The 20,564-nt window shown below is 43.6% G+C and carries 19 protein-coding genes and 2 riboswitches; of the genes, 7 read left to right on the top strand and 12 right to left on the bottom strand.

The window, feature by feature from the left end; translation table 11 throughout:
• The first annotated feature begins 84 nt into the window (after positions 1-84).
• On the top strand, positions 85-1,092 hold the full coding sequence (pfkA, locus tag ACMXYN_RS03360) for a 6-phosphofructokinase (protein ID WP_415893492.1): 1,008 nt from the start codon (positions 85-87) through the stop codon (positions 1,090-1,092).
• A 19-nt stretch (positions 1,093-1,111) separates the two neighbouring features.
• Here pfkA and ACMXYN_RS03355 read toward each other — a convergent pair whose 3' ends face one another.
• Positions 1,112-1,741, bottom strand: coding sequence for an MBL fold metallo-hydrolase (locus ACMXYN_RS03355; RefSeq protein WP_415893491.1), 630 nt, complete (start codon positions 1,739-1,741; stop codon positions 1,112-1,114).
• A gap of 163 nt (positions 1,742-1,904) precedes the next feature.
• Here ACMXYN_RS03355 and ACMXYN_RS03350 point away from each other — a divergent pair, with 163 nt between their 5' ends.
• Together ACMXYN_RS03350 and ACMXYN_RS03345 are read left to right on the top strand one after the other, a co-directional pair.
• Positions 1,905-2,165, top strand: coding sequence for a DUF5062 family protein (locus tag ACMXYN_RS03350; protein WP_415889057.1), 261 nt, complete (start codon positions 1,905-1,907; stop codon positions 2,163-2,165).
• Positions 2,166-2,176: 11 nt separating this feature from the next.
• A riboswitch (cyclic di-GMP riboswitch) is annotated at positions 2,177-2,251 on the bottom strand.
• A 226-nt stretch (positions 2,252-2,477) separates the two neighbouring features.
• Positions 2,478-2,963, top strand: coding sequence for a MarR family winged helix-turn-helix transcriptional regulator (locus tag ACMXYN_RS03345; RefSeq protein ID WP_415893490.1), 486 nt, complete (start codon positions 2,478-2,480; stop codon positions 2,961-2,963).
• A gap of 14 nt (positions 2,964-2,977) precedes the next feature.
• On the opposite strand, the gene ACMXYN_RS03340 is transcribed toward ACMXYN_RS03345, so the two are convergent.
• The 8 genes from ACMXYN_RS03340 to mutM form a co-directional block, all read right to left on the bottom strand.
• Positions 2,978-5,647 carry an EAL domain-containing protein gene (locus tag ACMXYN_RS03340; protein ID WP_415893489.1) on the bottom strand — a complete coding sequence of 890 codons (2,670 nt, stop codon included), beginning with the start codon at positions 5,645-5,647 and terminating at the stop codon, positions 2,978-2,980.
• 271 nt (positions 5,648-5,918) lie between these two features.
• The gene (locus ACMXYN_RS03335) at positions 5,919-6,152 is read right to left on the bottom strand and encodes a hypothetical protein (protein WP_415893488.1); all 234 of its coding nucleotides are present in this window, start codon (positions 6,150-6,152) and stop codon (positions 5,919-5,921) included.
• A 58-nt stretch (positions 6,153-6,210) separates the two neighbouring features.
• Positions 6,211-8,103, bottom strand: a complete 1,893-nt coding sequence (gene thiC, locus ACMXYN_RS03330) for a phosphomethylpyrimidine synthase ThiC (RefSeq protein ID WP_415893487.1) — start codon at positions 8,101-8,103, stop codon at positions 6,211-6,213.
• 43 nt (positions 8,104-8,146) lie between these two features.
• Positions 8,147-8,962, bottom strand: a complete 816-nt coding sequence (gene thiD, locus ACMXYN_RS03325) for a bifunctional hydroxymethylpyrimidine kinase/phosphomethylpyrimidine kinase (RefSeq protein WP_415893486.1) — start codon at positions 8,960-8,962, stop codon at positions 8,147-8,149.
• A gap of 55 nt (positions 8,963-9,017) precedes the next feature.
• A riboswitch (TPP riboswitch) is annotated at positions 9,018-9,109 on the bottom strand.
• 1,085 nt (positions 9,110-10,194) lie between these two features.
• Positions 10,195-11,232, bottom strand: coding sequence for an MJ1255/VC2487 family glycosyltransferase (locus ACMXYN_RS03320; RefSeq protein ID WP_415893485.1), 1,038 nt, complete (start codon positions 11,230-11,232; stop codon positions 10,195-10,197).
• Between the two features lie 4 nt (positions 11,233-11,236).
• Positions 11,237-11,776, bottom strand: coding sequence for a phosphatase PAP2 family protein (locus ACMXYN_RS03315; protein ID WP_415893484.1), 540 nt, complete (start codon positions 11,774-11,776; stop codon positions 11,237-11,239).
• Between the two features lie 86 nt (positions 11,777-11,862).
• A complete protein-coding gene (locus tag ACMXYN_RS03310; RefSeq protein ID WP_415889065.1) occupies positions 11,863-12,795 on the bottom strand; it encodes an alpha/beta hydrolase in 933 nt (310 codons plus the stop codon).
• A 12-nt stretch (positions 12,796-12,807) separates the two neighbouring features.
• Positions 12,808-13,620, bottom strand: a complete 813-nt coding sequence (gene mutM / locus ACMXYN_RS03305) for a bifunctional DNA-formamidopyrimidine glycosylase/DNA-(apurinic or apyrimidinic site) lyase (protein ID WP_415893483.1) — start codon at positions 13,618-13,620, stop codon at positions 12,808-12,810.
• A 133-nt stretch (positions 13,621-13,753) separates the two neighbouring features.
• On the opposite strand from mutM, the gene ACMXYN_RS03300 reads away from it, so the two are divergent.
• On the top strand, positions 13,754-15,337 hold the full coding sequence (locus tag ACMXYN_RS03300; RefSeq protein ID WP_415893482.1) for a cation:proton antiporter: 1,584 nt from the start codon (positions 13,754-13,756) through the stop codon (positions 15,335-15,337).
• 70 nt (positions 15,338-15,407) lie between these two features.
• Here ACMXYN_RS03300 and rpmG read toward each other — a convergent pair whose 3' ends face one another.
• From rpmG to radC, 3 genes are all read right to left on the bottom strand, one after another.
• The gene (gene rpmG, locus ACMXYN_RS03295) at positions 15,408-15,575 is read right to left on the bottom strand and encodes a 50S ribosomal protein L33 (protein WP_007023004.1); all 168 of its coding nucleotides are present in this window, start codon (positions 15,573-15,575) and stop codon (positions 15,408-15,410) included.
• Positions 15,576-15,586: 11 nt separating this feature from the next.
• Positions 15,587-15,823 (bottom strand): 50S ribosomal protein L28, encoded by a 237-nt coding sequence (gene rpmB, locus ACMXYN_RS03290; protein WP_415882183.1) that lies wholly within the window; start codon positions 15,821-15,823, stop codon positions 15,587-15,589.
• Positions 15,824-16,036: 213 nt separating this feature from the next.
• The gene (radC, locus tag ACMXYN_RS03285; protein ID WP_415893481.1) at positions 16,037-16,711 is read right to left on the bottom strand and encodes a RadC family protein; all 675 of its coding nucleotides are present in this window, start codon (positions 16,709-16,711) and stop codon (positions 16,037-16,039) included.
• A 215-nt stretch (positions 16,712-16,926) separates the two neighbouring features.
• On the opposite strand from radC, the gene coaBC reads away from it, so the two are divergent.
• The 3 genes from coaBC to argB all read left to right on the top strand — a co-directional run bounded on the left by coaBC (position 16,927) and on the right by argB (position 20,556).
• The gene (gene coaBC, locus ACMXYN_RS03280; RefSeq protein WP_415893480.1) at positions 16,927-18,159 is read left to right on the top strand and encodes a bifunctional phosphopantothenoylcysteine decarboxylase/phosphopantothenate--cysteine ligase CoaBC; all 1,233 of its coding nucleotides are present in this window, start codon (positions 16,927-16,929) and stop codon (positions 18,157-18,159) included.
• Between the two features lie 42 nt (positions 18,160-18,201).
• On the top strand, positions 18,202-19,590 hold the full coding sequence (locus tag ACMXYN_RS03275) for a phosphomannomutase/phosphoglucomutase (RefSeq protein ID WP_415893479.1): 1,389 nt from the start codon (positions 18,202-18,204) through the stop codon (positions 19,588-19,590).
• A 66-nt stretch (positions 19,591-19,656) separates the two neighbouring features.
• A complete protein-coding gene (argB, locus tag ACMXYN_RS03270) occupies positions 19,657-20,556 on the top strand; it encodes an acetylglutamate kinase (RefSeq protein ID WP_415893478.1) in 900 nt (299 codons plus the stop codon).
• Positions 20,557-20,564: the final 8 nt, after the last annotated feature.

The raw sequence follows: 20,564 nt of genomic DNA, 5'->3' as shown, positions 1-20,564 counted from the left end.
ACTAGTCTGCATCCAGATACAATCTGAGCTCTTAGGAATTACGCTAAACTTAAATGCGACAAAGCACCTAATAGGCTCGATACTATGTCCACAGTGTTAACTACGCTTACTGAAGAAGACAAACCAACAGCTATTGCAGTGCTTACCAGCGGAGGGGATTCACCTGGGATGAACCCAGCCATTCGAGGCGTGGTTCGCTCTGCTCTGCATAAAAACATTCAAGTGTATGGCGTAAACAAAGGTTACAGCGGCTTAATTATCGGCGATTTATTTGAAATGCACTCCGCATCTGTAACCAACATTGTTCAACGAGGAGGGACATTACTCAAAAGTGATCGCTGCCAAGCTTTTCTTGATCCAGCGGTTAGGCATCAGGCCGCCGAAGTTTTACTCAAAAAAGGTATTGATAGCCTAGTCGTCATTGGCGGTGATGGCTCTTTAACTGGAGCTCACATGCTAGCCTCGGAAAGCTCGATTCGTGTGATTGGTCTGCCTGGCACTATAGATAACGATATCTACGGCACTGATGACACAATTGGTTTTGACACAGCCGTTAACACTGCACTCGATGCTATAGACAAAATCCGTGATACAGCCCTATCTCACGAGAGTTTGTTTTTAGTAGAGGTCATGGGCCGAAACTCCGGCTTTATCGCTACCCATGTAGGGATAGCCTGTGGTGCTGAGTTGGTCGTTATTCCTGAGTATGAAGTTAAAGTAGACGCTATCTCATTTCAGCTTGCTAACAATCGCGCCCAAGGCAAAGGATCAAGCGGGATTATTGTTGTAGCGGAGGGACCTACCCCAGGCCTTACATACAATTTAGCTAAACAATTAGAGCAACATGGTCAACAACCCAAAGTATGCATTTTGGGCCATATACAAAGAGGTGGCCGTCCAACAGGACATGATCGAGTACTAGCATCCTGCTTAGGAGCCGCAGCTGTAGATTACCTTTGCGGTGGTTATAACGATGTAATGATTGGCATAAAAAACGGAGCCATCGCCGAGACTCCGTTACAACATACTATCGACAAAAAGAAACAACTGGACGCTCAGTTATTTGAACATGTGCAACTACTGCACAAATAATTCTGTAAGCTAACACCAATTATCGAACATACGGGTTGCTTTGCATCTCGCGACCAAAGGTTGACCCCGGTCCGTGTCCTGGAATAAATTCGATCGACTGACCTAGCGGGAACAATTTTAATTTAATTGAATCGATCAATTCTTGGTGATTCCCTTGAGGAAAGTCGGTACGGCCAATAGAACCATTGAAAAGAACATCCCCCACCAGCGCCATCTCATCTTCTACATGATGAAACACAACGTGACCGGGCGTATGACCTGGGCAGTGAATAACATTTAGTGTTGATTCACCTACCTGAACAGTATCACCATCATCTAACCAGCGATCCGGAGTAAAGGTTTCACAAGGCGGGAAGTTAAACATATTGCACTGCTGTGCCATGCCTTCAATCCAAAATAAGTCGCCTTTATGAGGCCCTTCGATTGGTAATTTTTTGGATGCAGCTAATTCAGCTGTTCCACCAGCATGATCGATGTGCGCATGGGTCAAAAGAATTTTCTCTATTTCAACACCCTCTTCATCTGCTGCAGCTAGAATTCGATCAAGATCGCCACCTGGGTCAACAACCGCTGCTTTCATGGTTTGTTCACACCAAATAAGGGAACAATTCTGCTGAAATGGAGTAACCGGAATAATTCTGTATTTCATACGATCGCCAATGGGATTAGATACTGATAAGCCGCAAGTATATCAGGCCTGAGTTAAAGACAAAGCATTCCTCACCAAAGCACTAAAACCATCGCTTGTCTTTTTAGAAATTTAGATTCAAAGTTAAAAGATATTTATCTATAAGGACTTTAAGGAACAGGCTATGAAAAAACATAAGCATGAAGCAGAGCTGGTAAAAGAAGCCCTTAAGATTGGCGGCATCTATTTTGAAAAACGCGGTGCAGGCCATTTTGAAGCAACAGATAGTGCTTCAAATAAAATCAAAGCGATCTATCGTTTACTGGTTAACGACGGTCTAATTCAAGCCTTAGCAAAGGATCAAGTAACTGAGCCGAACATGAAACATAAATTGGCTTTATGGGTAGAGAGGCAGTTACCGGAGAATCATCCATTGAAGAAATAAAAAATCTCTCTTTCGATAGCCCAGCCATCCACGAGGGATCTGTGACTTTGCGTCCCAGAATTGCTTCTGGTTTGCCTTTATCGAGAGAGGATCTATTCGCTGGAAACGGCTCAACTATCTGAGCAACCCATAAGATTAGTTCAGATATCATTAAGCCTAAGTGTAATAGTAGCAGCATTATTTGTTATTACTAAATACGCATTTGGAATTATGCTCAAACAAACGCTCATTAATGTGCTTTTTCTTTGCTATTACAACGGATTCAGGCTTACTATTTAAGTTACGTATATTGATATCAAGGCTTACAATTCAATGAGTTCACAACAATCAGAGCTAAATTCAAACAATAAAACGGACTTTCTAGATTGCTTGAGATTGATCGAACGGTTACACCGCAGAATCCTTGATATTCTTAAATTTCGTCTTGAAGCTTTAGGCTATACCGATATCAATAGCGTTCAAGCCCTCCTACTTCATAACATTGCTGATCGTGAAATGACTGCAAGCGAATTAAGAACGCGAGGCTATTATCTAGGCTCTAATGTTTCATATAACTTAAAGAAAATGGTCGGCAACGGTTATATCAACCAAGAACGCTCAGAACACGACCTCCGCTCAGTACGTATAAAACTCAGCCAAAAAGGCTTAGCTATCCACAACCTGATTGCAGAGCTGTTTGACCAACAATTGGAAGAGATCAGTGCAGAACGCTTAATGGAAGAAAGCGATATGTCGACATTGAGATCTAACCTTCGACAACTGGAACGCTTCTGGGATCAGCAGATGAATACTTACTAAACCTCACTACAGGTTTAGCATGCTAAACGCTTTTTAGCACTGGCAGTTTCAAATTCATCTACAGGCAACGGTTTACCAAAAAAGTAGCCTTGGTAATCAGCACAATTATGTTCTGCTAGGAACATACACTGCGCCTCAGTTTCCACGCCTTCCGCTATAACGTTTAATCCAAGATTGTGACCCATTGCGATAATTGCTTGAACAATCTCCGCATCATCTTTGTCTTCAATCACATCACGAATAAAAGAACGATCAATTTTAATTTGATCTAACGGCAAGCGTTTCAAATGCAGCAGTGAAGAATACCCTGTACCAAAGTCATCTAAAGAGAAACGAATACCCAAATTACGCAGCTGATGCATCTTATCAACCGTATCTTCGATATCTTGCAAAACAAGGCTCTCGGTTAACTCCAACTTCAAAAGATCAGGTTGAATATCATAGCGCCGGATACAATCAGCAACTTCAGCAACAAAGTGCTCCTGCATAAACTGACGCGCACTGACATTTACAGCCAGGCTTAACGTGGGTAGATTTGGATCGGTTTGCCACTTTTTCAATTGCTGACAGGCTTGGGATAGAATCCAATCCCCAATAGGCACAATTAAGCCTGTATCTTCTGCAAGAGGAATAAATTCCACAGGTGAAACCAATCCTCGCTCTGGGTGGTACCACCGCACCAACGCTTCAGCGCCAACCAATTCATCTTTGTGGTACTGAGCCTGATAATGCAACTCTAACTGCTGTTCAGATAAAGCTTTACGTAGATCCAACTCCAGCGCGGCCATACTACAGAGCGTTTTTTCAGCTTCTGGATCATAAAACCTATAGGTATTTTTACCTGACTCTTTCGCCTGATACATCGCCATATCAGAACGTTTCATCACACTATCTACCACATCATTACTATCAAACAGCGTTATGCCGACACTGCAAGCAGTGTGGTATTGAATACCCTCAAGAGAGACTTGTTCTTGCACCGCTACAATCAACTTTTCCACAATCTCACTAACTTGAGCTAAAGCGACACTTTCTCCTACGCCCAAGTTTTCCAATACGATAATAAACTCATCCCCGCCTAAACGAGCCACCATATCGGCATTACGAACACAGGCATTCAGTCTGTGTGCAACTTCTATCAACAACAAATCACCTTGATCATGGCCTTGAGTGTCATTCAGGTTTTTAAAGTTATCCAGATCTATAAATAATACTGCCCCAAACTGGCCTGTTAGATGACAAGATTGAATCGCACAACTTAGACGCTCTTGCAGTGAACGTCTATTTGGTAAGCCTGTAAGGACATCGTAAAATGCAAGCTTGTGGATATTTGCCTCGTCCTTTTTGCGTTGAGTAATATCAGTAAAGGCACCCACATAGTTAGTAATCTCACCACCATCACCTTGAACAGCAGTAATCGTCAGGTACTGTGGATAAATCTCACCGGACTTACGCTTATTCCAAACTTCACCTTGCCAATACTTCTCTTCCTTTAGGCGCACCATCATCTCTTCATAGAATGACTTACCATGCTGACCTGATTGTAGAATCGCCGGATTCTTACCAATCACTTCGTCAGGCTCGTACCCTGTTACTCTCGTGAATGCACTGTTCACTCGCAAAATAGCGTGATTAGCATCGGTAATTAACATCCCTTCTTGGGAATCAAAAGCCGTGGCTGCTATATGAAGTTCTTTTTCCGCACGTTTACGCTCAGTTACATCTCGGGAAAGCACAATAAAGTGAGGCAAAACATGATCACTCCCCTCTTTTAGTGAGACCGACAATTCGAATTCCCGCTCCCCTTGCGCTAAAGGTAAGCGTATTTGATAACCTCGAGATAAGCCTTCCTTTTCAGCAACACTCAACGCCTTCACCATAGTGTTTGCCGCTTCGAAAGGCATCACATCGAATACCGTTTTTCCGATCAATTCAGATTCAGGTACGATCAGTTCATCTTTCTTAGCACTATGACAAGCGTAGTAACGCCCCTGACTATCCATTTCAAATAACAGGTCAGGAATCGCCGCAAAAATAGCTTCTAATTTTTGCCGGGAAAGATCACTTTCATATTCACTCTGTTTCAGCGCTAACTCAGCTTTACGGCGCTCTATCTGATGCGTTAATAAAATCCCGAGTAATACCGTCACTATAGGGAACATCAGCATAATCGGTAATGCTAACTCGCTCAGTAACAGATCCACCGTCGAAAACGGAAGCACCAACAGTGAAAACAACATCATGATGTGGACTACTACGCCCAATAAATACAACTGCCACCAAGCGACCGCTTTACTCTCATTCAGGTTCACCCGCCAATAGTGGCACAACAACCCTAGGCCTGAAGAACTGACAATAATGAGAAATCCAGCAAAAATGCCTTGACCACCTTCGAACAATCGAAAAGCAACGGTAATCGCTACAGCAATAACTGTGGGGATAAAACCAAAAAATAAGCCGGTCACAGAGAGGAGAATGGAGCGCGCATCAATCAACACACCACTAACAATGGATAACGGCATCGACATAATTGCGATCCCGATTACACCGATTAGAATTCCACTAATAACTTTCTTAAGAACAGATAACCGCTTGTGTTCAAAAGAAAAAATATCATACAACGCACCCATCGCTAGCAACAGAGCAACGTTATTGATCAGTGGAATAAAAATACCGTCATTCATCAGTCAAAAGAACCGACCAGACAGTTTGAATTCTTTACCCCAAAATGCGTAAAACGATTAAACATAGAGCGAAATCACATTATTAATGGTAAACGGGATAAATGCTAACCACTAGAAAACGTATACGCTATAGGATATTTAGGGAGAACGGCCTGCAATTATTGATATACATCAAGAAAATCAGCATCAAAATTTTAGGCCGTGCAATATAGATCAAATCAGGCATTACAAACCTGCTTGTCACCTAGTCTGATAAGAATTTGCATCAATTCTATTTTTTAGATTCTTTCTCTTCCTGCGCCTTTGCATACTCTTCATCTAACTTACCATATTGGCGCTGATATGCTTCTGGGTCAGAACGCCATAACCGATATAGTTTACGATCATTTGCTGCCATGGGCGGTGGGTTTTCGCGGGATCGGCGAATCGCATTTAAGGTGACAGGAATAAAAGCAAACAACACTAATAATCCCACCAGCAGATATTTAAGTAGTTCATCACTCATCAGTGATTCCTCTAGATACGAAAAAAGCCGCACGAGCGGCTTTTTTTAAACTCAGTGACTAGACCTTATGATAGATCTCAGCACCTGTTTCTTTAAATTCAGCTGATTTCTCCTGCATCCCTTGATCAGCTTTGGCATTAATTGCTGCTACTTCCTCATCATCCAACTCACGAACCTCTTGCGAGATCTTCATAGAGCAGAATTTAGGTCCACACATAGAGCAGAAGTGCGCCACTTTTGCAGATTCTTTTGGCAAAGTCTCATCATGATAAGCACGCGCCGTATCTGGGTCCAAACCAATGTTGAACTGGTCTTCCCAACGGAATTCGAAGCGAGCTTTAGACATCGCATTATCACGAATCTGAGCGCCTGGGTGGCCTTTAGCCAAATCGGCAGCATGAGCAGCAATCTTATATGTGATGATTCCTTCTTTAACATCAGCCTTGTTAGGTAAACCAAGATGCTCTTTAGGCGTCACATAACATAGCATGGCACAGCCGTACCAGCCGATCATTGCAGCACCAATACCTGATGTGATGTGGTCGTAACCTGGGGCTATATCAGTCGTCAATGGACCCAGCGTGTAGAAAGGCGCTTCGTGACACTCTTTCAACTGCTTATCCATGTTCTCTTTGATCATATGCATAGGTACGTGACCTGGACCTTCGATCATTACCTGAACATCATACTCCCAGGCTATCTTAGTAAGTTCACCTAGGGTTTCTAGCTCTGCAAACTGAGCTTCATCGTTCGCATCATAAACAGAACCTGGACGCAGGCCATCTCCCAAAGAGAAGGATACATCGTACGCCTGACAGATTTCACAGATCTCACGGAAGTGTGTGTATAGGAAGTTTTCTTCGTGATGCGCCAAGCACCACTTCGCCATAATAGAGCCACCGCGAGATACGATACCAGTCATACGCTTAGCAGTCATAGGCACATAGCGTAGTAGTACACCCGCATGGATCGTGAAGTAATCCACACCCTGCTCAGCTTGCTCAATAAGCGTATCTTTAAAAACTTCCCAATTTAGATCTTCAGCTACGCCATTAACTTTTTCAAGCGCCTGATAGATTGGTACCGTACCAATTGGGACTGGCGAGTTACGCATGATCCACTCACGTGTTTCATGAATATTCTTACCTGTGGACAGATCCATGATGGTATCTGCACCCCAACGTGTGCCCCAGGTCATTTTCTCTACCTCTTCTTCGATAGAAGAAGTTACAGCAGAGTTACCAATGTTACCGTTGATTTTAACCAAGAAGTTACGACCGATAATCATCGGCTCAACTTCAGGGTGGTTAATATTGGCAGGGATAATCGCACGGCCTTCAGCTACTTCCTGACGTACAAACTCAGGTGTAATCTCTTCTGGAAGGTTTGCACCAAAATTAAAACCAGGATGCTGTTCTGCAACCACATTACCTTCCGCCTTTGCTTTCGCTAACTTCATGTTTTCGCGAATCGCAATGTATTCCATTTCCGGGGTAATAATACCTTTACGAGCATAATGCAGCTGCGTCACATTTTTACCCGCTTGAGCACGGCGTGGCTTACGCGTTAGCTCAAAACGCAATTCATCAAGGCGCAGATCCGCTTCACGAACACGACCATATTCAGAAGTCAGTTTGTCCAACTGCTCGGTATCTTCACGCTCTAGAATCCAAGCCTCACGAACAGGCTGCAAACCTTTACGTACATCGATAGATACTTCTGGATCAGTGTAAGGACCTGATGTGTCGTAAACATAAAGTGGATCATTTTTCTCACCACCAAAACCTGTTGGCGTGTCATCTAAACTAATTTCGCGCATTGGAACACGAATATCAGGTCTAGATCCTTCAACATAAACTTTGCGTGATTTAGGAAACGGCTGTACAGAATCTGTATCCACCTTAGCCGTCTGGCTCAATGCCTGATTTTGATCTGAATTATTATCTACCATCGTTCAACCTGTTCTTATATTGCTTTCATCAGCGTCGATACAACTACGACCAATACGCATGAAAATGATTAACTGGGCCATGACCTGCACCCACGTTCAGTTTGTCCGCCCCTCGCAAAGCAGATGTAATATAGTCTTTAGCCAGTTTTACCGCCGTTGCAGGCGACTCCCCTTTGGCTAGGTAAGCGGTAATAGCCGCTGCCAATGTGCACCCTGTTCCATGGGTGTTGTTCGTATTTACCCTAGGACTAAGGAACTCGATGAACTTCTGCCCATCATAGTAAATGTCCGGGCACTCTTCACCCTGTAAATGTCCGCCTTTCAACAGCACCTGCTTAGCGCCTAATTCCAGCAATTCAGCAGCCATGTCAGCCATAGCCGTGCGATCTTTAGGTTCAGATTGGCCAAGCATTGCAGCTGCTTCAGGCAGATTAGGCGTGATAATGTCCGCTATCGGAATCAAATATTTTACTAAGCCATCAATGCCATCATCGCTCAGAAGCTTGCTCCCACTTGTCGAGACCATGACAGGATCAATAACCAGCGGAACATTTTTACTTTTCAAGAACGACGCAACAGTCAAAACCATATCGGAGTTACCCAACATCCCCGTCTTAACCGCATTGATTTCAATATCATCAAATACAGCATCTAACTGCTGTAATAAAAATTCAGCCGAAACAGGATAGATACTTTTAACTGACTGCGTGTTTTGTGCAGTTAAAACGGTAATCGCAGATGTGCCGTAAGCCCCTATTGCTGAGAAGGTTTTTAAATCTGCTTGAATACCTGCACCACCACCGGAATCAGACCCAGCAATAGTAAGCACATTAGGGATTGTGGAATAGATATTAGCCATCATAACCCCTTATAGCAGGAGCTACATGAACCAAATTTAAAATACATAAATCCATAGAAATGAAATCTCGATTTCCTACGCCGGAACAAACCGGATCAGGTTCAACGGGTTTACTCTCAGCCCCAAAGGGCACCCCGACCAAGACAAAATCCAAGTTTAAAGACTCACCTGTATTCTGTCCAGAAAAGCACCTGAAACTCCTTCATCTAGACAAAAATCAGATAAAAAAATATACAAATAAGAAAAATTAGGAATTTTTCTTATTTTTTTTAGCGTATATACGTCCATAATGAGTTACATGGATCTCCTGTTCATGGAAAGAATACAAGGAAGGCCTCGATAAGCGGAACGGATGGCATGACGCCCTAGGACAAAGACCGCAAGGATTATGGAAGCCATAGAAAAGGGCGCCTCAGTGGAAGAGGCGCCCTTTTCGTATCCACTCTACACAAAGCAAGCATTTTCCCCATCAAACACAGAATTCTTCAAATTAAGAATTTTTCTTATTTCTTTTCCCGTATTTCCAGCCATACTTGATGACATGGATCTCCTGTTCACGGAAAGAATACAAGGAAGGCCTCGAAAAGCGGAAAGGATGGCATTGATGCTCTAGGACAAAGACCGCAAGGATTATGGAAGCCATAGAAAAGGGCGCCTCAATGGATGAGGCGCCCTTTTTGTTTATTTACACTTCCCCACTTCCCCTACAATTCCCACTATTCGGGAATTATTCCCGAAGTTATCGGGATGACAGAAATTAAGAATAATTCTTATTTTTTTTTACATATTTCCAGCCATAATTAGCTTCATGGATCTCCTGTTCACGGACTGAATATAAAGGACGGCCTCGATAAGCGGAAAGGATGGCATGATGCCCTAGGACAAAGACCGCAAGGATTATGGAGCCAAAGAAAAGGGCGCCTCATGGATGAGGCGCCCTTTTTGTTTATATTGTGATCATTCCTGCGGGCATATTGCCCGAGTTAGACCTTACAAATGAAATTAAGAATTTTTCTTATTTCCTTTCCAGTGACAGAAGGCATAATTAGAAACGTGGATCTCCTGTTCATGGAACGAATACAAAGGACGGCCTCGATAAGCGGAAAGGATGGCATTGATGCCCTAGGACAAAGACCGCAAGGATTATGGAAGCCAGCAAGGGGGTTGCTTCACGGAAGGAGCAACCCCTTACTTTTTCCCTACAAATATTCCCGCTCTCTTTACTAAAAACCTTATGCCGTTACGCAAGTAGGCTGCGCCAACCACGTTTCTTCAATAAGATTCTCAATAGATACATTACAACCCGCTTTAATCCATTTAGCTAATGGAGTCGCAACATCAGGAATGTAGAAAGGTTCTGGTTTTGGTGATTCAAGCCAAGCTCCTATCTTTTGACAGTCTAAAGCGTCTACGACTCTACCTAAACCAAGGATTTCCAATACCTCAGCATTGGATTCTTGTTCAGCCTGACCTTTTTGCGGCAAGGCCATTATCTTTTTTCCATATTGCAAAGCTTCACTTAACAAACCAAAACCGGCGTTACAAATTACCCCTTCACAATCAGATAGGTCTTGCTGAAACCCCATTCTCGAAAAAGGCCTTATATGGCAGTTGCCTTGATCCAAGGGCTGTTCAACTGAAGAATAGATAAAGAATTGAGCCTGACTACATTGTTCAAAGACAGTCATCATAGACTCAAGATTATCATGAGGCAGGTAGACCACCACTTTATTCTCGGTAAGGCTTGGACTAAACAAAGGCTTTTGAATTAATGGTGGGCAGATATCTTGATCGAAACGATCCCAATGCAAACCAATAGGAATATTAGCTGGCGCAAATGACTTTACCTGAGCTTTGAGCAAAGCCCCTGATTTTGTATCTGGCAAATCATGCAAAAAAGCATATTGATGAGCAATACCAACACTCTTAACGCCTTTAAATTTCGCCGCCCACGCAGTTACCGGTTCGAAATCAGTGATCACAAGGTCATATCCCGTAAGATCGAGCGCCTTAATATCTCTTAACAGTTGAAAAACATTGTTTCTCGTAAACGTTTTCCAATGATCAACCTTACTACCCTGCATATAAAAGGTTAAACCTCTTCGGCATTGGTAATCACCAAAGGGCTCCATATTAAATAACTTCTCAGGCTCTCGACCACTAAAGAGATAATCAACTTCGACCCCCTCTTTCTCCAAGGCAGGAGCCATCACGCGTGCTCGAGTGATATGGCCATTCCCTGTAGCTTGTACACCATAAAGAATACGCATCTGCTCACACCATCAAAGATAAGAAGGGAATAAGCGTAATAGCAGTAGCTGCACAGCTTAAGCCCAGCACAGCTCCCGCTAAAATATCTGTTGGATAGTGCACACCAAGAAGAACCCGAGACATACCTATAGCAACAGCTAAAACATAGGAAACAGCCGAAAATTCAGGATAAAAATGCGCGACTAGAGAAGCAAATACAAACGCAGCCGCAGAGTGACCAGATGGGAAGCTAAATTTATCAGACGGGACTATATAAGCTTCAAACGGCAACGAATCACAAGGCCGATCACGCTTTATAGTATTTTTAAGAATAAGGTAGAGTGGCAGCTCTATGGCATAAGCAAATAAACCCACCAGCAAAAACAAAAGGCCGAACTGCTGCTCAAAAAGGGCAAGGGCAAAACCAATGAACAGGTATAAAACACCGTCACCCAATCGAGAAACTTGCCGACTTACCGAAGCAATTTGAGCCGCTTTAGGAAGGCCTAAACACCAATTAAAGGTGAGTAAATCAAACGCTGTTACTAATCGAATAGCACTCATTGTCAGTATCTCCCAATACTTTCATCATGCTTTTAGATGATGGAAGTACTAGGTGACAGCTCAATGAACACTTTTTGACAGTTCAATTACAAAACTGCAGCAGCCATCTCTTTAGAAAATTCCTGCTCAAACCATTGCGCGGCCATGGTCACAACTAGGTCAGGCTGCAACAAAGGCACCATATGACCTTGGCGCTTCATTACCAGCAATTCCATAGGCTGCTCACAATAATTCATCACTCGCTGAGAATAACTCACGGGCAACACTTCATCTTTATCGCCATGCAAAATCGCTGCAGAGAAACGATGCACTCTATTTACAATATTACAACGATGATTAAACAGACTAGATAATGTTTTAAGAGGGTAATCAAAAACAATTAATGGATCATTATTAATTGCGGCACCTGCAGGATGCCCCTTTAACAACTGCTCAAAATCAACGAAAGATTTTAATGGCACTTTATACCCTGGTAGCATCAAGGAAGATGCCCATGTCCAGTTCCAACCCATTCTATAGGTTAAATCAGGGGCTAAATCAGGTACCAATAACGTCCCGCAAAGGACTGTAGATAGACGTTCATCCTTTTCAGCTGCTGCAACAGCAAGCAATGCACCGATTGAATATCCGTAAACACCAAATGGGCCCTTAAAGCGCTGCTGCAATACATCTAAAACGTCTGATACAGCATTACACATCTCATCTACAGTGTAATGACCTCGAGAACCGCCTGAATAGCCATGCCCTAGAGGATCTACACCAATAACATTAAACCCTTGCTGAGATAACTTACACAACAACTCTGCATAGAGTTCACAGTAGGTACCAATTCCCGGCAGAAAGATAATGGTTGGTGCATCTGGCGCGTATTCATATAACTCACAATGAACAGCACTTTCACCGACACAAAAAGCTGTACGGTGTTTTAAAAATTGCTCTAAATTCAGCTTGTCACGTAGATCAACACGTAAGCTACATCCTTCTTGGGACAATATAGGCGGTCTGATTTGAACACTCATAATCAACTCAACTTATCGCTGGCAGTGTTTACAAAACACCGTGGAGCGCTGCCCCAAGCGCACTTCTATTAATGGAGCCATACACTGTACACAAGGCTCCCCCTTTCGCCCATAAACATTGAGCTTTTGCTTAAAGTAACCCGGCTTACCATCGCCACCAACAAAGTCTTTCAGCGTAGTGCCACCTTGCTCAATCGCGGCAGCCAACACTTTTTTAATATTCTCAACTAAACACGCTAAGCGTTCATAAGAAATATTACCGGCTGCTCGCCTCGGATCGATACCTGATAGAAAGAGCGCTTCGGTTGCATAGATATTTCCAACCCCAACCACAACCTTACTATCCATAATAACTTGTTTGATAGCCGCTTTACGTCCAGAGCAGATCGCATGAAGATGCTTAGCATCAAATTGCTCACTAAGAGGTTCTGGGCCTAACTTATATAGCAGCTCATGGTGCTCATTAAGCGGTTGCCATAATACCAACCCAAAGCGACGCGGATCCGTTAACCGCAAAGCTTTACCATTCCCAAAACAGAAATCCACATGATCATGTTTAAGTACTGGCTCATCTTGCTCAACAATTCTTAAGCTACCTGACATCCCCAGATGCACCATCACTTCGCCGGTAGATATTTTGAGAAGAATATATTTTCCGCGGCGACCAACAGACTCGATCACCTGCCCTTCTATCTCGTCCGCTAAAAAATCAGGAACTGGCCAACGAAGATTAGGATTTCGAACCAACAGACGGGTTACTTTTTGCTGATTAATATGAGGGCTAATGCCTCGACAGGTCGTTTCTACTTCTGGCAACTCAGGCATGAATTTCAACTGCAATTCAACATTGAACGCTTAGACTAACATAAAATCAATGAATTAAGGGCTTATCTCAATGCCGACGTTAGTCAAGCTATGCTACATTCTAGGTCTAATTTAGTAAGGTGATTTGTACTCAATGGATTTTATCTGGATCTTATTTGCATTCGTCTGCGGTTATACACTGCGATTGATTGAGATGCCCCCTCTTATAGGGTACCTATTTGCAGGTTTCTTCCTGCACTTTATTGGTGTTGAACCAGTAGATAGTTTACAAACCTTGGCTGATCTAGGTATCACATTGATGCTTTTCACCATCGGCCTGAAGTTAAATGTTAAAGACCTATTAAAAACAGAAGTCTGGGCCAGCACTCTGTCCCATATGACTCTGTGGACACTTTTAGCCGGCTCCGCTTTTTTACTGCTCGCAACCCTTTCAATTCCGTACTTTTCAGATCTAGACTTTAAATCTGCCGCATTGATCGGCTTCGCCCTTAGCTTCAGCAGTACTGTATGCATCGTGAAGCTTTTAGAAGAAAGCGGCGAAATGAAAACCAGACATGGTCAACTCGCCATTGGCGTCTTGGTTATGCAAGATATTGTTGCCGTTCTGTTCCTTGTGGCAGCAACCGGGAAGATCCCATCAATATGGGCTCTAGGCTTATTCGGTTTAGTCTTCGTTCGACCTTTGCTGAATCATTTACTAATGCGTGCTGGTCATGGTGAATTACTACCTTTGGCAGGTTTTTTCCTAGCCCTAGGCGGCTATGAGCTCTTTGAATTAGTAGGCGTGAAAGGGGATTTAGGGGCACTGATCTTCGGTATGCTACTGAGCACTCACCCTAAAGCCAGTGAGTTAACTAAGTCCCTATTAAGCTTTAAAGATATATTCCTGATTGGCTTCTTCCTATCTATAGGGTTCACAGCTTTACCTGACTGGTCAATGATTGGCATGGCTGCCATTCTTGCGGTTCTAATTCCATTGAAATACATCATGTTCTTTGGAATTTTCACCCGCATGAACCTACGCGGCCGCACCTCATACCTATGCGCTTTGGCGCTTAGTAACTTTAGTGAATTTGGCCTTATAGTCGCTTACGTTAGTGTTGAAAACAACTGGTTAAGCAAAGAGTGGCTAGTCATTCTTGCTCTTGCTGTATCCCTGTCATTTATCCTGACCAGTGTTGTCTATCGCTCTGCCCACTCTTTCTATTTACGTCATAAAGAAAAGATTAAAAGTTACGAATCAGACACACCACTTCCAAGCGATATCTTTGTTCAGCCAAAAGACTCTGAAATATTGGTAATCGGACTTGGCCGTGTCGGCAAAGGCGCTTTCAATGCCCTACATAGCATTGTTGGGGACAAAGTCTGGGGGATGGATGCTGATCGAAGCCGAATCCAAAAATTCCAAGAAAAAGGGCTTCACGTCTTCTATGGTGATGGTGAGGATGCAGACCTTTGGTGCAACATGGATGTCAAAAACATCAAGTTGGTCTTATTGGCACTACCGTCAATTGAAGACAGCCTAAACATCACTGAACAGCTACATAGTGCTAATTATCCTGGAGAGATAGCAGCGATTGCTCGCTTCCCAGATGAACATAAACAACTGGTAGATGGCGGTATTGACACTGTATTTAACTTCTATACAGAAGCAGGCTTCGGTTTCGCTGAAGAGAGTTTACAGTTAATTAACCACCCTAAGGCAACCGCAGATTAATCTGCGGTTGCTAAACCGCAGACAATAAAAAACCCAGCCTAGGCTGGGTTTTTTTATAGAAAGTAAGATCTTATTTAATCTTAGATTCTTTGTATTCAACGTGCTTACGAACTACTGGATCGTACTTTTTGAACACCATCTTTTCAGGAGTGTTACGCTTGTTTTTGTCAGTAGTGTAGAAGTGACCTGTGCCAGCAGAAGAAACTAGCTTGATCTTTTCGCGTGCGCCTTTAGCCATGATTCAGCTCCTTAAACTTTGATGCCGTTAGCACGAACTTCAGCTAGAACTGTGTCGATGCCTTTTTTGTCGATGATACGCATACCTTTAGAGGAAACACGTAGACGTACGAATTTGTTTTCGCTTTCTACCCAGAAACGGTGCCAGTGCAGGTTTGGAAGAAAACGACGGCGTGTTTTACGCTGTGAGTGGGAAACATTGTTTCCTGTAACTGGACGCTTACCAGTTACCATGCAAACTTTAGACATATTATAAAGCCTTTAAAATTAAGGGTTACGAATCTATCCTTTATTCTCTTTTTTTATTGAAACGGCGTAAGGAAAAACCTCTGTACTCTCCAGAGTCCAAACCGTTTCTCAGGCGGAGCGTCCCGTAACTAGACAAGATACCGTACCGGAGTATGGATAGAAGGCCGCGAATTATACACAAGAGCATACACATTCACCAGCACTTAATAACTTTTATAATAATCCCCGCTCAGCAAACGAAACAATCTCAAGATCACCAACTATCATATGATCTAAAACCCTCACCTCGATCATCTCCAATGCGTTTTTAAGCCGTTCAGTTATGTGCTGATCAGCCATGCTTGGTTCTGCTACTCCCGAAGGATGATTATGAGCGAGAATGACCGCGGCAGCATTATGTTCCAATGCTTTTGCGACAACCTCGCGGGGATACACTGCCGCTGCGTTAATCGTGCCAAAGAATAATGGTTCATATTTAAGTACGCGGTGTTTGTTATCCAGAAAGAGACAGGCAAATACTTCCCGTTGATAATGGCGCAGCTGCGAAGCCAGATAGTTTTTCACCTGCTCTGGCCTCTCCATCGCATCTCCTTTTTCAATAGATGCTTGAAGATGCCGACGGCTCATTTCCAAAACGGCCTGCAATTGAACAAATTTCGCAGAACCTAAGCCATGCGCAGCACAAAATGCTTTTTGATCACTTTCTAGAAGCGTGCGTAAAGAACCAAATGTAGTTAATAGATCGCGAGCCAGATCAACTGCACTTTTTCCTTTAACCCCAGTTCGTAAAAAGATAGCCAATAGTTCGGCATCTGACAGCGAAGCGGCGCCTTGAAGCAAAAGTTTTTCCCGAGGCCGTTCGGCTTCTGGCCAATGCGTAATAGACATAAGAGGTCTCCATTTTATCTCTTCTCTATTTACCTCATACGGAGCACAGGCATTCAAACCGTGAGAAGAGTCATCATCCTTGATGAATTGCATTAATTTAACGCTATACAATCTACGAAACTTTACTCGAAAATGGTATGGTATCGATCCTTTTTATTTCAGCGTCATTTAGATTACCGACGCTACAAACGCAAAGATTACAGTAGTTAGCCAGTATGCAGAGACTTACTAACAAACAAATTATTCTTGGAATCACCGGCGGTATTGCAGCTTATAAAAGCGCAGAGTTAACTCGAATCCTCAAAGGAGCCGGTGCTGAAGTTCGCGTTGTAATGACAGCCTCTGCAACCGAGTTCATTACCCCTCTGACTTTACAAGCACTCTCAGGCAATCCCGTCCACCAGCATCTTCTGGATGCCGAGGCAGAAGCGGGCATGGGGCATATTGAATTAGCTAAATGGGCTGATTTGATCCTGATTGCGCCAGCAAGTGCTAACTTTATGGCTCGATTAGCATCTGGCCAAGGCGATGATCTACTAACAACGATCTGCCTAGCGACAGATGCACCTATCTGCTTAGCCCCTGCAATGAATCAAGCGATGTGGCGTGACGAGGGCACACAAAAGAACGCAGCAACGCTGAAATCTCGTGACCTCAAACTATTTGGACCAGGTGTAGGTGAGCAAGCCTGTGGCGATACTGGCCCAGGACGCATGCTAGAACCGACAGAGATAGCAGAGCTAACAGCAACCCAATTTGACCGGGGTAGCCTGACAGGTAAAACCGTATTTATTACCGCAGGTCCTACACGTGAACCATTAGACCCTGTGCGGTATATATCCAACCATAGCTCAGGAAAAATGGGCTACGCTCTTGCAGAAGCTGCAATGGAAGCGGGTGCTAAAGTTAAATTGATTAGCGGCCCGGTCAATCTTCCTGCACCGGCTCGCATTGGCAGAACGTCAGTGGAAAGCGCCGAAGAGATGCTTAACGCCTCTCTGGAAGATCTCTCTCTATGCGACATCTTCATCGCGGCGGCAGCAGTAGCGGACTACCGCCCTACAGCTATAGCTGAACATAAAATAAAGAAAGGCTCAGAGGAAATCATGGAACTTCATCTGGTTAAAAACCCAGATATTGTTGCCACTGTAGCGAATAGTTCACCAAAACCATTTACGGTTGGTTTTGCTGCAGAAACACGTGATGTCATCAGTTACGCCAAAAGCAAGCTTGAGCGTAAAAACCTAGATCTCATCATCGCAAATGATGTTTCTCGCTCAGATATTGGTTTTAACAGCGACGAAAATGCGGTTACGGTTATTTCAGCGACAACAACTGAAACCTTACCCCAAGCGTCTAAGCGTCAGTTAGCCAGCAAGCTGATCGAAAAGATTGCAGCTCAGTATCATGGAAGTGCAGTAACGGAAAAAGAGATCGAAACTGCATAACTTATTTTGGATTTCAAACTTTGTGAATATTAAAGGATTAACATGCGTTACCCTCTAAACTCTCTAGACCATGCAATTTTCCGTGCTTACGATGTCCGAGGCATTGTCGGTTCCGCTTTAACAGATGACACGGTCTACCACCTAGGCAGAGCTTTTGCTGCCGAAGCAAAATCACAAGGTGTTGAAAACGTTAATTTGGCTGCCGATGGCCGCTTATCCAGCCCGCACCTTAAACAACTATTTAGTGAAGGTTTAATGGATGGTGGCTGCCAAGTTATAGATACCGGCTATGTACCAACCCCTACCCTTTATTACGCAGCACATCAGGATAGTCAATGCACAGGTGTAATGATCACGGGTAGTCACAACCCTGCTGATTACAACGGCTTTAAGATGATGATCGACGGCCACACATTGTCCGGCGATGAGATCCAAGCCCTTAAAACACGTATCATTGAGCAAAACTACTCAGAAGGTGAAGGTTTAAAACGCGATTTAGACATCCGAGAAAGCTACCTTGAGCGAATCCTTTCGGATGTCAAACTAGATAAAAAGCTAAAAGTCGTTGTCGATTGCGGTAACGGTATTCCGGCTGAACTAGCGCCTAAGCTGATTGAACAATTAGGCTGCGAGATTATCCCACTTTACTGTGAAGTCGATGGTACTTTCCCTAATCACCACCCAGACCCGGGTAAACCGAAAAACCTAATCGATGCTATCGCGAAGGTAAAAGAAACAGGTGCGGATTTGGGCCTAGCATTTGACGGTGATGGCGATCGCGTAGGCGTAATTACTAACGAAGGTAATATCGTATATCCAGATCGTATCATGATGTTGTTCTCCGAAGAGATCCTTAAGCGTAACCCAGGCGCAGAAATCATCTTCGACGTAAAATGCTCACGCCTACTTGCCAAAGTAATTACCGAAGCTGGCGGTAAAGCGACTATGTGGCGTACAGGCCACTCTTTGATCAAACAAAAGATCAAAGAAACCGGCGCAATGCTTGGCGGCGAAATGAGTGGTCACATTTTCTTTAAAGAGCGTTGGTACGGTTTTGACGATGCGCTATACAGTGCAGCGCGTCTGCTTGAAATTTTGGCGAATACAGATCAAACCGTTGAAGAGCTATTCGCTCTATACCCTGAAGATGTGAGCACACCAGAACTAAACATCACGGTTACCGACGAAAACAAATTCGATATCGTCGCAGCCCTTCAGAAAAAGCACTTTGAAGGCGGTACTGCTAACCATATTGATGGTGTACGCGTCGACTACCCTGATGGCTGGGGCTTAGTTCGCGCATCCAATACTACACCTGTGCTTGTTCTTCGTTTTGAAGCAGAAACAAACGATGCGTTAATGCGTATCCGGAACGATTTCGAGCAAAAGCTACATGAAGTGGATAGCAGTCTCGTTATCCCTCACGAATAAAGCCCAAACGGCAGGAGTGCACCGATTAAATCGCGTGCACTCATATAATAATTTTAAGGAAAGACTATGCCTCTAACACGTAAAGATGCCATGACTACCGCTCATGTATTGAGCGAAGCTATGCCATATATTCAGCGCTTTGTCGGCAAAACAATTGTCATCAAATATGGCGGTAACGCCATGATTGATGAAAAGCTACAAAACAGCTTTGCCCGTGACATTGTGATGATGAAGCTGATTGGTATTAACCCAATCGTTGTTCACGGAGGCGGCCCACAGATCGGACAACTTTTAGAAGATCTGAAAATCGAATCACACTTTATCAACGGTATGCGTGTAACCGATTCCAAAACGATGGATGTTGCCGAAATGGTATTGGGCGGCGCGGTAAACAAACAGATCGTTGGCCTGATAAACAATAACGGCGGCCAAGCTATCGGCTTAACAGGTAAAGATGGTCAACTTCTACGTGCTAAAAAGCTACGTGTTGAACATAAAACACCTGAGATGGAAGCACCTGAAATTCTTGATATTGGCCACGTAGGCGAAGTCGAAAGCGTTAACGTGAAAGTGCTAGACATGTTGGTTAACTCCGACATCATTCCAGTGATTGCACCGATTGGTGTGGGTGAAGATGGCGCATCTTACAATATCAATGCTGACTTAGTTGCCGGTAAAGTTGCTGAAGTACTACAAGCAGAAAAACTGATTCTATTGACCAACATTGAAGGTCTGATGGATAAAGACGGTAATATCCTAACTGGCCTAACAACCAAACAGGTAGATGATCTAATTGAAGATGGCACTATCTACGGTGGTATGCTGCCGAAAATCGGTTGTGCATTAAGCGCAGTAAAAAGCGGCGTAAACAGCGCTCATATTATTGATGGCCGTGTAGAGCACTCCTGCATGCTAGAAATCTTTACCGATGAAGGTGTTGGTACACTGATCACCAACCGCGGATAAGGACGAAC

The sequence above is a fragment of the Neptuniibacter sp. PT8_73 genome (genome assembly GCF_047778045.1).
Classification (GTDB): Bacteria; Pseudomonadota; Gammaproteobacteria; order Pseudomonadales; family Balneatricaceae; genus Neptuniibacter.
Note: the sequence above shows the minus strand (reverse complement) of the source record. Positions and strands in the feature narration are given on the sequence as shown.